The following is a 12,294-nucleotide window of genomic DNA, read 5'->3' as shown; positions in this document are numbered from 1 at the left end:
CGGCTCGCGCCGGCCCACCCCTCGTTCGAGGAGCGAGCCCGCGCGGTCTGGCGCCGGCCGCCCTCAAGCTGATCGCGGAGGCGGCCGAGCATGCCGCGGGCTCAGCCGGCGTTCGGCCGGGTGCGGTCGAGCCGTTCGGCCGTCCGGGCGTGACTCTCCTCCAGGAGAGAACGCGCGAGGTCGCCGGTCGCGTCACCGGGGTTGAGGACGCAGATCCACCCCTGGGCGGCGTACACCGGATGCGGGAGGACCCGGTCGGTCACCGTGTAGTCGATGCCGGCGTCGTGGTCGGCGTGCGCCGCCGGCGGGAAGCCGAGCAACTCCTCGAACCTCCTGCGGCCGACGGCGACGTTCAACCGGAACACACCGTCGCGGTCGAGGGCGGAGGCGGTGTCGTAGCCGGGGTAGTCCTTGATGACGATCGTCGCGAAGGGGAGGCCGCGATCGGCGAGCGCCTTCCCGTGGGGGTCGTAGTGGAAGAAGGTGTCCCCCCAGGCCACCTCCGGAGACCCGTCGCCCTCCCCGGCGGTGAAGACGACGGTTCCGGACATGGCTGCCACGAGCTGGATGATCTCGTCCTCGGTCACGATGGCCCTTCTCGGTGTCGGATCTCGGTCTGACCTCCCTTCAAGTGTTCCATTGAAGTCCCCTTTGAGACTTTTCACCGCGATCGGCGATCTATTCCCTGGGTGCCGGAGGGCGACCTTCAAACCTTCGTTGAAGCCACCGGGAGAACGGGCACGGTGTCAGCCGGTCACGGGACCCCGCAGGTTCGCGGTCAGGAACTCCAGGATCCGCGGGACGAGTTTCTTCAGGTCCTCGGTGTAGTGCCCGCCGCCCGGCTGGACGTAGGTCGTGGCCAGGGTGGGTCGCCTGATCAGTCTCGTGAGCGCGGTCATCCGGTCGACGTCCGCGCGGAAGCGGGGAGCGCCGCCCGCGAGGAGCAACAGCCGGATGTCCGGCCGGGTCCTCTTGAGGATCAGGTCCGGGCTGTTGGCCCGCCGGCCCTTCACCGACCAGCGCAGGTCGGTCTCGGGGGAGAAGTAGCCGCCCCACGAGACGGCGGCCTTGAACTCGTCCGGGTGCTCGACGGCCAGCTTCACGGCGCAGAACGCCCCGGAGGACGCCCCGGCCGCTCCCCAGCCGTCGCGGCTTCTCAGCGTGCGGAAGTTGGCCCGGACGAACGCGGGCACGTCCTGGCCGAGCCAGGTGCCCATCTTCGCCCGGCCGGGGATGTCGCTGCACTCGGTGTCCTGGCGTGCCCACAGTTGCAGGACGGGCATCACCATGATGAACGGATGGGCCCTGCCCGCCCTGGCCAGGTTCACGTCGTCCGCCTGGGTCGGCAGCACGCTCGGGTCGGCCCAGTAGTTGTACCCGGCGCCGGTGCCGCCCGTGTGGAGAATGATCACGGGAAAACCGGTCCGGGCGTACCCTGGCTCGTCGTACTGCGGCGGCAGCCAGACCCAGACCTTCCCGGTCACCCCGGACCTGGCCCCCGTCAGCCGCGTCAGCAGGATCGGGCCGGCCGAGGTGCGGCGCGCGACGGTGAAGTGCGCCCGGGGACCGGTCGGCATCGCGAGCGCGGACGCGCGCCCCGGTGTCCCCGGGACCGTGCCCGCCGTGCTCGGCGTGAACGTGGGTGGCGTCGCGGCCTTCGACGGCGCGCGCGATCCGCAGCCGGCCGCCACCGCGGCGAGCACGAGCACCACCACCGACACGAGCTTCGGCGACACGTACCGGTCAGCCACCCGATCACTCCTGAGCCAGGCCGCGCGACACCCTGTCGGACACGAGGAGATCACGGTCCTGGTTCGGCCCAGGTAAAGATCGGCCGACCGGCGGCCTTCCGCTACCGGGGGTGCTCCTCGGGCACGCGACCCCGTTTGACGCCCATATCAGCTAACCGCTATCTATTGGTTAGCTGTTAGGGGGATGCATGCAAGACGCGGTGCTGGCGATGCTCGCGAAGGAACCGTCGCACGGCTACCAGCTGCGCGCGCGGCTGCGGCGGGTTCTCGGCCCGCTGGGGGAGTCGATGAACGCGGGTCAGGTCTATGTGACGCTGGCCCGGCTGGAAAGAGCGGGACTGGTCGTCTGCGAACGGGTGGACGGGCTGCCGGATCGGCCGGACCGCAAGGTGTATGCGCTCACGTCGGCTGGACAGCAGCGGGTGGCCGCCTGGCTGACCGAGGTGGGCTGGCCGAAACCGGATCTGGCGGAGTTCCACCTCAAACTCGCCGCGGCGGCCGCGGCCCGGCTCGCCGATCCGGTGGAGCTGGTGGACGCGCAGCGCCGTGAGTTGCTGCGGCGCTTGGGTGAAGCGCAGCGCGCGCTGCTGGCCGAGCCGGATGGCTCGACCGCCGGCTTGCTGCTGGAAGGGGTCGCGTTGCGGCTGCAGGCGGACCTGCGCTGGTTGGAAGCCTGCGAGCGAGTCTGGTCGAGGGCCGGATACGAATCTGAGGGTGGATGAACGAGTTCGGTGGTGTGGTGCGGGTCCGTGGCCTGTTCAAGGAGCATGGTCAGGGGCAGGGTCTGGTTCGTGCGGTCGATGGGGTCGACCTGGAGGTGCCGGCGGGACAGATGTTGGCGGTGATGGGGCCCAGCGGTTGTGGGAAGTCGACACTGCTGCACCTGTTGGGTGGCCTGGAGCGGCCCTCCGATGGGCAGGTGTGGCTGGCCGGCCAGCGCATCGACACCGTGAACGAACGGGGTTTGGCCCGGCTGCGGCGCCGGTCGGTGGGATTCGTCTTCCAGGCCTTCCATCTGATCGAGGAGCTGTCGGCGGCGGAGAACGTGGAGCTGCCCGTGCTCTTGGCCGGGCGCTCGGCGCGCGCGGCCAGGCGTCGCGCGGCCTTCCTGCTGGAGCGGTTCGGGCTCGCCGACCGCACCCGGCATCTGCCCTGGCAACTGTCGGGAGGGCAGCGTCAGCGGGTGGCCATCGCCCGGGCCATGGCCAACGAGCCACTGGTCCTGCTGGCCGATGAGCCGACCGGGAACCTGGACACCGCGGCGACGCTCGATGTGCTGCGGATCTTCGCGGACCTGCGTGCCGCAGGGCAGACCCTCGTGGTCGTCACGCATGACGAGCGGGTCGCGGCCACCGCGGACCGGCTGGTCACGATGCGCGACGGAATGTTCGTCGACGACACCCAACTGGCAGGCCGCACCGGGCGGCTCGACGGCCTGATCGGACTGGAGGACTGAACGCCGTGGGCCGCACCCTGCTCATCTTCCGCCTCGTTCTGGCCGACGTACGCCGCCATCCCGCCCAGGCGGTGATGCTCCTGGTCTCGATAACCGCCGCCACCGCCATGCTGAGCCTGGGCATGTCACTGCACGGCGCGACCGAAACGCTGTACCGGCAGACCCGTGCAGCCACCGCCGGTCCGGACTTCGTGGCGTTTTCCCCCGGCAGCGACCGGACCGCGACCTCGGCCCTGACCTCGTTGGAACACGCTCCCGAAGTCGTCGCCCACAGCGGACCGTACCGCCAGTTCTCTACGACCCTCACGGCGCGCGGCGCCACGGCGAACGTGGTGGTGCAAGGCGCCGGTGCGACACCGGGCCCGGTCGACCGCCCGTTGGTGACCTCGGGCAGCTGGGTACGCCCCGGAGGCGTCGTGGTCGAACGCGGCTTCGCCAACGCTCTGGGTGTCCACGTCGGCGACCACGTCACCGTCGCCGGCCGCTCGCTTCCGATCGTCGGAATCGCCGTGACCGCGGCTTACACCGTCTACCCGTGGGCGGAGATGGGGGCCGAAGGGCCGGGTGACAACAGCGGTCTGGTCTGGCTGAACGAGCCGGACACTCGGGCGCTGGTCTCCGCGAACCTGTCGGTGACCTCCGCCATCTACCTGAAGCTGCGCGACCCCGCCGCAACCCAAGCGTTCTTGGACTCACACAGGGCGTCCGTGGATCCCAACCAGACCACCACGCATTTCGTCACCTGGCAGTTCATGGTCGTCCAGGACTCGGTCATGCTCAAGGACAGCCAGCCGATCCTGGTCATCGGCAGCTGGCTGCTCTGCTTCCTGGCCATCGCCGGCGTGGCCACGCTGGCCGCGGGACGTGCCGCCAAGCAAACCCGCCGGGTCGGCTTGCTCAAGGCCGTCGGCGCCACACCCGGCTTCATCGCCGCCGTCCTGCTCGCCGAATACCTGACCCTCGCGCTACTCGCCGACGCCCTGGGGCTGACGGCCGCTCGGCTGGCCGAGCCCGCCCTCATCAATCCCACTGCCAGCTTGATCACCGCTGCCGCCGGACCGACCGGCACCACCATCGCCGTCACGACCATCATCGCCCTGGCCGTGGCGGCCCTCACCACCCTCGGCCCGACCGTACGGGCCCTGCGCACCGAAACCGTCGCCGCACTCGCCGACACCGCCCACCAGCCCCAGCACCGGGCCCACCTGACCAGAATCTCCGCGATGCTGCCGGCCCCACTCCTGCTCGGGCTACGACTGATCGCCCGGCGACCCGGCCGCGCCATCCTGCACGCATGCAACATGACGGCCACGCTGACCGCGATCATCGCCCTGCTGATGCTCAACGCCCAGCCCGCCAGGGGCTACGGCCTGGGAGGCTCTTCCAGCCTGACCAATCTGAAGGTCGACCAAGGACGACACATGATGCTGGCCGTCACGGCCGCGCTGATCATCCTCGCCGTCATCAACACCATCACCATCACCTGGACCACAGCACAAGAAGCCCGACCCACCATGGCCATCGCACGCACCCTCGGCGCCACCCCCGGACAGATCACCGCCGGACTATCCGTCGCGCAACTACTTCCGACGCTGCCCGGTGCCCTCGCCGGCATCCCCATGGGCATCACCCTGTGCCTGATCTTCAGCGCCGGAGATGTGACCTGGCCCCCCGCGTGGTTGCTGTTCACCGCCGCACTCGCCGCCCTACCGGCAACAGCCGCACTCACCGCCGTACCCGCCCGCATCGCAGCCCGCAAATCCGTCGCACAAACCCTCAGCGCCGAAGCAACGTGAGCGTCGATCCGGGTCCTTCTGACCGTTGCGGGGCTCGCCGTGGAATCGCGCACGTTCTAACACCGGGAGTCACCGACTGAACCGACCGGCGGCCGCCGTTACCGGGGGTGCTTCCCGGGCACGCGGGAACGGTTCGGGATCAGCGGCGACCGGCGACGCGCGAGCGGACGGCGGGTTCCCGGTGTGGCGCCCGTCATCCGGTCACCGTCCGGGTCGCCACGTTCCAGCCGGCGACACGGACGCCGGCCGCCCCGCCGTGCAGGTCGGCCGTGCGGAAGGTGGCGGTCAGCGTCGTCGACTCGCCCGGCCAGAGGCCCACAGGTTTGCTTAGGGATCCCTATGTTACTTCGGTGCTCTCGGGGGCGTGGAGTTGCTGTGTTTGTCGAAGGCGGTGGAGCGTTCGGGGTGCATCCGATGACGCTTCGCCGGTGGGTGGTCGACGTCCTGGCGGGTTGATCTCGCTCGAGTTTTCGAATCATCGAGCGGAACGTCGATGCGGGTCGCTACTGTGCGTTCGTGTCCCGTCACGTATCGGCAAGAGGGGTGAGCGGCTCCCGCCCGGACGGTTCTCTGGGCGTGCTCGCCGACATCAAGTGTGAGATCACCGCGGCGCTGCTCGCGGAGGATCGGTTGGCGGACACCGTCGCCGACGTGCTGGCCGATGCCGGCGCGATCGTGAGGGTGGTGCGGGTGAGGTGTGAGGACCGTTTGGCCCGGTTCGGGGTGGGCTGGCTCAAGTGCCTGTTCGCGGCGGATGGTGTTGAGCTGGAGGTGCTGCGCCCCGGCAGGTCCTGTGGCTGGGGTGCGCTGGTGGATTTCGCGTCCGTGGCGGCGATGTTCGCGGGGCGGCTGTACGGGATGCGGTCGGGCCAGGCGCGCAGGCGGTTGCCGGCCCGGACTGGGCAGTGCCCGCCGGGTCGTGTTGCATGAGCCGCAAGCTTCCGTTGGCCGAGGGGCAGGCCGCCCGGACCGCGACCGCCCGTGTGCTTTTGCGTGGCGGGGTGGATGAGAAGACCGGTGAGGCTCTCACGGCTCGGACGGTGGCTGAGCGGGTGGGCTGGGCCGCTGATCTGGTCGCGGGGATGGCCGCCGATCTGCTGGCCGAGCATTGGAACGCCGGTGATGTGGCTCGGCTGGCCGCCGGGGTGGACGAGGCGGGCCGTGTCTTACCGTCGAACGCGTGGATGGCGTTGCGCCGCTTGGGCTGGGACGTGACCGCCGGCGACGGGATCAAGGTCAATGACCGGATCGTGCGGATGGCTCAAGAGCAGGCCGGGCGGACCCTGCGCGGTGCCCGGCACCGCGCCGAGATGGCCGCAGGGATCCTGGCGACCTGGCCTGCCGACCCGGCCGAGCGGACGGAGGCCGAGTGGGATGCCGTCCGTGAGGCGGTGCCTGATGGTCGGTGTCTGCCCGGCAGCGTGATCAAGGCGCGCACACGGCAGATCGCCGCGTTCTGCGATGAGCGCGGACGGCTTCCAGTTGATGTGTTCGAGCTGGAGGAGGCGCCGCGCGTGGCGCGGATGCTGGTGCTGGCCGCAGTGGACCGGCAGCAGGCCACCCTGGAACGCGCCGACGACGAGTCGGCCAGGGTGCTGCTGCGGCTGCAGCTGCCGACCCGCCCGGATCCGCGTTCGTATGCCGACTGGACCTGGGTGGCCTGCCCGCTCACCCTGCCGCCCACCGTGCCGGCCGACGCGGTGCTGCATCTGCCCACTCTGCGCCCCGCGACCGGGCCGGGTGGTGGCAGGGTGCACGCCGACCTGGCGTTCTCCCATGCCGTCCCCAAAGTCGAACGGAAGGGTCACACGACGGCGCTGGGGGTCGATTGGGGCTTGAACACCTTGCTCAGTGCGGGGCCCTGCCGGTTGCATGCCGACGGCACGATCAGGGCGCTGGGGGCTGGGGCGATGTTCAGGGCGGCTGGGGTGATGGCCCGTCAGCATCGGCTGCGCCGCCACGGCGAACACCTGCACGCCAAGACCGACACCTAGACCCGCCTCATCGGCGCCGACGAAGACCACCCGCTGGTCACCAAGCACGCCGTGCTGACGGCCGAACGGCAGCATGTGGCTGATCGCCGGTCGGGCCTGAACGACGCATTGGCTTGGTCGGCGGCGCGGTGGGCGGTGGATCAGGCGATCGCCGCGGGCGCGAGCGTGATTTATGTGGAGGATCTGCGGTCGCTGGAGGCCAAGGGCATGGGCCGCACCCTGGGCACCCGCCTGTCCCAAGCGGTGCGTGGACGGATCGTCGGCAATATGCGGCATCTGGCCGCCGAGGTCGGCATCGCCGTCGTCACCGTCCCCGCACGCAACACCTCCAAGCACTGCCCGCACTGCCTGGTCCCGTTGCGGCACTGCAAGGCACCCGACCTGCCCACCATCCCCGGGTGGAAATGGGCGTACTGCCCCGACCCTGGCTGTGGCTGGCAGGGCGACCGTGACCACGGCGCGTGGCGGCGTATCGCCGCCCGCGGCCTGACCCACCAAAACAACACCATCCTCGACCGCGGCACCGGCCAGATGACCATCCCCCGCGTCATCGACAAGCTCGAGACCGGCGCGGTCATCATCCCGACTCCAGCTCCTCAGGCCAGCCGGGGGGACCGGTCCAAGACCGGTCCCACCCCGCGCCGATCTCCACGCCCCGCGCCCAGGCGACGCGGGGCACCCTCCACCCCCGGCCCCCAAAGGCCGGCGGGTCAGCGTCCGGAGGGACACGCTCACACGGACCACAGACCGCCCCGTGCGGCCTGCCGGTACCAGGGCGTGCGCACACCTGTGCATACGATCAGCTCAAGCACACCCACCACCCGACCGGACCGGCCACCACACCGGCCCAGGGGAACGGCACTGGGCGCAGGCTTCCACCTGCACGCCCACGCCACCCCACCCCGGTGGGCAGATCCCCAACCCGAAACCACAACCGGACCAAGGATCGCTTAGCTAATCAGAGACGCTGACCACGTTGTCCGACCACCGGACCGGGAGCACGGGCCGCCCGGACGCGTCGACGACGTGGGCGTCCAGGAAGAACGCCGGCGTCTTGCCGGTGCCCGTGTTCTTCAGCGTCACCGTGGTCGTGGTGGTGCCGTCCGCGGCCGCCTTCGAGGAGGCCGTCGCGCTCACCGTCGCCGCCGCCATGCCCGACAGCCCGCTGAGGTCGGCGTAGCTCGACGTCGGCACGTAGTACCAGTCGTTCTTGGACCAGTCGATGACGTCGTTCTTGGTGGACAGCCAGTACACGTTGCGGTCGATCTCGCGGCCGTCCTTGTCGGCGAGCGTCAGGCGCACCAGGTAGGTCGTGGACAACCCGCTGATCGACGGCAGGTTCACCGCCGTCTTCCGGCCACCGTCGCCGGGAACGCTCACGGTCGCCGTCTTGGAGTACTTGGCGGTGCCGTCGAGGTTGTACACGTCGGCCTTCACCGTGAGGTCCGATGCCGTGCCGTGACCGGAGTTCACCACGACGACCGACTTGTCGTCATAGGAGTACTGCGCGTGCAGCGGCCGGTTCGCCTCCTTGGCGCCGAAGTAGGAGCCGCCCTGGTCGAGGTAGTAGTCGAACAGCTGCCAGTGCAGCGAGGTCCACCCGCTGTTCAGCATCCAGTAGACGACGCCGGTGGACGGCTTGGAGGAGTTGGTGAAGTTCCGGCCGTACGCCTCGAACTGCGCGCGCACCGCCTCGTACTGGGCGAGCTGCGCCTTTCGTACGTAGTCCTCGAGGCTCGTCGGCTTGCCGTAGCGGCCGATGAGCGCGTTGTCGAAGATCTTCAGGGTGCCGAACGTGCTGGACGGCGAGCGGTGGTACTGCTTGGCGGAGGGGTCCTGCCACAGCGTGGCGAGCTCACTGGAGCTCATCATCCGGCGGAGCGTGTCGAGCGTCGGCACGTCCGGGCCGGCGCTGGTCTCGGAGCTGAAGCCGTACGCGCCGCCCTCCCGCTTGGTGTACCAGTAGTTCGGCGGAACCCAGTCGTACGGCCCGGTCATCTTCATGCCGGACGAGCCCGTGATCGGCGCGGAGGCGTCCGACGCGGCCGGGACGATCGGGTTCGGCCAGTCCGCGGCCTTGAGCGCGTCGACGTACTCCTGCTCGACCTGCTTGGTCGGCGCCTCATCGCTGCCGATGAGGAAGGAGATGACGCTCGGGTGGTCGCGGAGCCGCGTGGCCTCGGCGGCCATCGACGCCTTCGCGACGGCGTGGTCCGCGCTGCTCCAGCCGCTCAGAGACGCTCTGCCACTTGTCGCAGCATTCCACCCAGATGCCGCAGGAGGGTCAAGATCTGACGGGCCCGGCGCCGGCTCTCAGCCGGTCTTCGACCGGGCCCGCTCGACGATGGCGGCGAAGTCGACGCCGGCCGGGAGCGTGCCGAACGCCCGCCCCCCGTCACCGCTCAGGCGGGAGGCGCAGAAGGCGTCGGCGACGGCCGGGTGACCGTGCTTGACCAGCAGCGATCCCTGCAGCACCAGGGCGAGACGCTCCACGACCCGCCGGGCGCGCAGCTCGATCGTCGCCACCTCGGCGAGCGAGTCCTTGACCTCCTGGACGGCGGTGTCCAACCGGGCGTCCGCGCCCGCGGCCAGGGCCACCTCGTCGAAGAACGCCTCGACGGTCTCCGGCTCCTTCACCATGGCCCGCAGCACGTCGAGCGCCGAGACGTTGCCCGAGCCCTCCCAGATCGAGTTGAGCGGCGACTCGCGGAACAGCCGCGGCATGCCGGAGTCCTCGACATAGCCGTTCCCGCCGAGGCACTCCAGTGCCTCCGCCGCGTGGGCGGGCCAGCGCTTGCAGACCCAGTACTTGCCGGCGGCGAGCCCGAGCCGCTTGAAAGCGGTCTCGCCGCGGTCGGTCGCCCCGGCCAGGCGGAGCATCAGCACGGTCGCCGCCTCCGACTCGACGGCCAGGTCGGCGAGGACGTTCCGCATCAGCGGCTGGTCGATGAGGTACCGGCCGAACGCCTGCCGGTGTGCGGCGTGGTGGGTCGCCTGCACCAGGCCCTCGCGCATCCCGGAGGCGGCGCCGATGACGCAGTCGAGCCGGGTCATGTTGACCATCTCGATGATCGTACGGACGCCACGCCCCTCGTCACCGACACGCCAGGCGACCGCGTCCTCGTACTCCACCTCGGCGGACGCGTTCGACCGGTTGCCCAGCTTGTCCTTCAGCCGTTGCAGGCGGACGGCGTTGCGCGTGCCGTCCGGCAGCACGCGGGGCAGCAGGAAGCAGGTCAGGCCCTCCGGCGCCTGCGCGAGGACGAGGAACACGTCGCACATCGGCGCGCTCGTGAACCACTTGTGGCCGGTCAGCAGGTACGTGCCGTCGGACTGGGGCACCGCACGCGTCGTGTTGGCCCGGACGTCCGATCCGCCCTGCTTCTCCGTCATCGACATGCCGGCGAGGATGCCGCGCTTCTCCGTGGGAACGCGCAGGCCGAAGTCGTAAGTATCGGACGTCAGCAGGGGCTCGTACCGCCGGGCGAGGTCGGGCGCGTGACGCAGCGCCGGCACGGCGGCATAGGTCATCGAGATGGGACAGCTGTGCCCGGCGTCGACCCGCCAGACGTAGAACTTCGCGGCACGGGCGACGTGCGCCCCGGATCGTTCGGTCCAGGCGCGCGCGTGCAGCCCGTGGCCCACCGCGACGCGCATGAGCTCGTGCCAGGCGGGATGGAACTCCACCTCGTCGACGCGATGGCCGTACCGGTCGTGGGTCCGCAGCGCGGGTGGGTGCTCGTTGGCGAGGCGGCCCCATTCGCGGGCCTGCTCCGTGCCCGCGAGCCGGCCGAGCTCATGGACGGCCTCGGCCGCCCAGCCGCCGCCTTCGCGGAAGAGCCCGTCCAGGAGGGCCGGGTCGTCGGCCACGTCATGGCCGACGAGCGGGGGGACCTGGTTGAAGACCTCATGCGTCGTCACTGACCGCTCCGATGCTGCGCTGGGCGAAGGAGATGAGATTGGTGATCAAGTCATCCCGGATATTGTCCGAGCCCGCCGCGCCCACCGCGAGCGGGCCGACGAGGGCCTCGCCGATGGCCCCGACGAGTGCGGCGGCGCCGACCTCGACATCCTGGTCGGGCAGCTCGCCGGCGGCGATGCCGCGGCGGATGAGTTCGGCGAGGACCGCGGCGTACGCCCGGCGGAACACCAGGCGCTCGGCGTCGACGGCGGGGTCCGCCGGCTCGGCGAGCAGCGCGTACGCCATGCGCGGGGCTCGCAGGGCCCGGCCCGCGAACGTCTCGATCACCGCCGCGACGCCCTCGGCCGCCGAGCGCTCGAGCGCTGCCGCCCGCGCGAACGCGTCGACCTCGCGCTGCGAGGCCGCCCGGAACACCTCGGCGACCAGATCGGCCTTTGCCGGGAAGTGGCGGTAGACACTGCCGGTCGCCACGCCCGCCCGCTGGGCGACGGCCGTGATCGAGCAACCGGCGTAGCCCCGCTCGGCCACGACCGCCAGCGCGGCGGCGCGGATGCGGTCCCGTGAGGCGCTCAGCCGAGCCTCCACCCCGGGTGTACGGCGGTAGGGCACACAAGGATTGAACCGTAGTTCACTTCTTCCCGGCAAGCCCGTGACGGGGCGGACGGAACGCGGGCAACGAAAAAACGGCGCGGGATCCCATGGGGATCCCGCGCCGTCCCGGGCCGGCAGGCGAGGGGGGGAGCGGGTTACGCCTTGCCGGTGGCCGTCCCGTAGCCGGTGCCCGAGTGGCGGTACACGCCACCGGTGCCCAGCTGGAGCACCTGGAAGCTGATCGTCACCGAGTTCGACGCGGTGCCGGTGAGGTGCTGCATCATCTTCTCGGACAGGTCGACCAGCGCCGGCGGGTTGTGCTGGGCGACCGCCCACTCCGCCGGGCCGAAGTCCTCCACGATGCCGATCTCGCTCTTGCCGTTGTAGGTGATCTTCACCTTCGTGCCGAGCGGCCAGTACGGGCTGGCGAGCGTGTGGTACGACATCGGCTTGCCGGACGCCGTCGACGCGTCCCAGAAGGAGGTCGCGGTGGAGACGCCGCCCGGAAGGGCGGCCTTCTTTTCCGCCTTGGGGTCTTTGTCCTTCTTGACCGCTATGAACAGCCGGTCCTTGCTCGTGCTCTCGGCGCGCTTCTCGGCCTGCGCGGGCGCACTCTGGCTCTGCGACGCCGCCTCGGGGGTGCTCGTGTGGGCGAGAGCGGTGGTCACGCCGACGCCCGCCAGGGTCAGTCCGGCGGCGGCGGTCGTGATGGCCTTCGTCGAGAACTTGATCATGGCATTCCTCTCGGGGGCATGGGGGATGGGGGCACGGGGGACTCGAGGGA

13 protein-coding genes are annotated in these 12,294 nt (G+C 70.5%); 6 read left to right on the top strand and 7 right to left on the bottom strand.

Annotated features, from left to right (window positions below; genetic code table 11):
- Nucleotides 1-101: 101 nt before the first annotated feature.
- Entirely contained in the window at nucleotides 102-587 is a 486-nt protein-coding gene (locus tag NE236_RS32205) for a DUF6194 family protein (protein WP_252845983.1), read from the bottom strand.
- A gap of 159 nt (nucleotides 588-746) precedes the next feature.
- A complete protein-coding gene (locus NE236_RS32200; RefSeq protein ID WP_252845982.1) occupies nucleotides 747-1,751 on the bottom strand; it encodes an alpha/beta hydrolase in 1,005 nt (334 codons plus the stop codon).
- A 188-nt stretch (nucleotides 1,752-1,939) separates the two neighbouring features.
- Between NE236_RS32200 and NE236_RS32195 the strand changes: the two genes are divergently transcribed.
- Genes NE236_RS32195 through NE236_RS32185 form a run of 3 tightly spaced genes read left to right on the top strand, consistent with a single transcriptional unit; the run spans nucleotide 1,940 to nucleotide 5,003 of the window.
- Nucleotides 1,940-2,473: a PadR family transcriptional regulator gene (locus NE236_RS32195; RefSeq protein ID WP_252845981.1), complete on the top strand. Its 534-nt coding sequence runs from the start codon at nucleotides 1,940-1,942 to the stop codon at nucleotides 2,471-2,473.
- On the top strand, nucleotides 2,470-3,207 hold the full coding sequence (locus tag NE236_RS32190) for an ABC transporter ATP-binding protein (protein WP_252845980.1): 738 nt from the start codon (nucleotides 2,470-2,472) through the stop codon (nucleotides 3,205-3,207). Before NE236_RS32195 ends, NE236_RS32190 begins: the two co-directional genes overlap by 4 nt.
- Before the next feature lie 5 nt (nucleotides 3,208-3,212).
- Nucleotides 3,213-5,003, top strand: coding sequence for an ABC transporter permease (locus NE236_RS32185; RefSeq protein ID WP_252845979.1), 1,791 nt, complete (start codon nucleotides 3,213-3,215; stop codon nucleotides 5,001-5,003).
- Nucleotides 5,004-5,196: 193 nt separating this feature from the next.
- On the opposite strand, the gene NE236_RS32180 is transcribed toward NE236_RS32185, so the two are convergent.
- Complete coding sequence (locus tag NE236_RS32180) at nucleotides 5,197-5,322, bottom strand: hypothetical protein (RefSeq protein WP_252845978.1); 126 nt, start codon at nucleotides 5,320-5,322, stop codon at nucleotides 5,197-5,199.
- A 257-nt stretch (nucleotides 5,323-5,579) separates the two neighbouring features.
- On the opposite strand from NE236_RS32180, the gene NE236_RS32175 reads away from it, so the two are divergent.
- The 3 genes from NE236_RS32175 to NE236_RS32165 all read left to right on the top strand — a co-directional run bounded on the left by NE236_RS32175 (nucleotide 5,580) and on the right by NE236_RS32165 (nucleotide 7,951).
- On the top strand, nucleotides 5,580-5,933 hold the full coding sequence (locus NE236_RS32175) for a hypothetical protein (RefSeq protein ID WP_252845977.1): 354 nt from the start codon (nucleotides 5,580-5,582) through the stop codon (nucleotides 5,931-5,933).
- A 152-nt stretch (nucleotides 5,934-6,085) separates the two neighbouring features.
- Nucleotides 6,086-6,997 (top strand): hypothetical protein, encoded by a 912-nt coding sequence (locus NE236_RS32170; protein ID WP_252845976.1) that lies wholly within the window; start codon nucleotides 6,086-6,088, stop codon nucleotides 6,995-6,997.
- Between the two features lie 135 nt (nucleotides 6,998-7,132).
- Complete coding sequence (locus tag NE236_RS32165; protein WP_252845975.1) at nucleotides 7,133-7,951, top strand: zinc ribbon domain-containing protein; 819 nt, start codon at nucleotides 7,133-7,135, stop codon at nucleotides 7,949-7,951.
- On the opposite strand, the gene NE236_RS32160 is transcribed toward NE236_RS32165, so the two are convergent.
- From NE236_RS32160 to NE236_RS32145, 4 genes are all read right to left on the bottom strand, one after another.
- Nucleotides 7,952-9,187 (bottom strand): hypothetical protein, encoded by a 1,236-nt coding sequence (locus tag NE236_RS32160; RefSeq protein WP_252845974.1) that lies wholly within the window; start codon nucleotides 9,185-9,187, stop codon nucleotides 7,952-7,954.
- Between the two features lie 123 nt (nucleotides 9,188-9,310).
- The gene (locus NE236_RS32155; RefSeq protein WP_252845973.1) at nucleotides 9,311-10,918 is read right to left on the bottom strand and encodes an isovaleryl-CoA dehydrogenase; all 1,608 of its coding nucleotides are present in this window, start codon (nucleotides 10,916-10,918) and stop codon (nucleotides 9,311-9,313) included.
- Nucleotides 10,905-11,528, bottom strand: a complete 624-nt coding sequence (locus NE236_RS32150) for a TetR family transcriptional regulator (RefSeq protein WP_252845972.1) — start codon at nucleotides 11,526-11,528, stop codon at nucleotides 10,905-10,907. The genes NE236_RS32155 and NE236_RS32150 overlap by 14 nt, the downstream gene beginning before the upstream one ends.
- A gap of 137 nt (nucleotides 11,529-11,665) precedes the next feature.
- On the bottom strand, nucleotides 11,666-12,244 hold the full coding sequence (locus tag NE236_RS32145; RefSeq protein ID WP_252845971.1) for an RlpA-like double-psi beta-barrel domain-containing protein: 579 nt from the start codon (nucleotides 12,242-12,244) through the stop codon (nucleotides 11,666-11,668).
- Between the last annotated feature and the right edge of the window lie 50 nt (nucleotides 12,245-12,294).

Origin of the sequence: Actinoallomurus purpureus (assembly GCF_024055795.1) — a bacterium.
In the GTDB taxonomy this organism is placed as follows: domain Bacteria; phylum Actinomycetota; class Actinomycetes; order Streptosporangiales; family Streptosporangiaceae; genus Actinoallomurus; species Actinoallomurus purpureus.
The sequence above is the reverse complement of the archived record's forward strand: the minus strand, read 5'-3'. Positions and strand labels throughout refer to the sequence as shown.

Excerpts from the sequence above, each read along its gene's own strand:
- NE236_RS32145 (WP_252845971.1), bottom strand. The coding sequence starts at position 12,244 with ATGATCAAGTTCTCGACGAAGGCCATCACGACCGCCGCCGCCGGACTG.
- NE236_RS32160 (WP_252845974.1), bottom strand. The coding sequence starts at position 9,187 with ATGGCCGCCGAGGCCACGCGGCTCCGCGACCACCCGAGCGTCATCTCC.
- NE236_RS32195 (WP_252845981.1), top strand. The coding sequence starts at position 1,940 with ATGCAAGACGCGGTGCTGGCGATGCTCGCGAAGGAACCGTCGCACGGC.
- NE236_RS32190 (WP_252845980.1), top strand. The coding sequence starts at position 2,470 with ATGAACGAGTTCGGTGGTGTGGTGCGGGTCCGTGGCCTGTTCAAGGAG.
- NE236_RS32170 (WP_252845976.1), top strand. The coding sequence starts at position 6,086 with ATGGCCGCCGATCTGCTGGCCGAGCATTGGAACGCCGGTGATGTGGCT.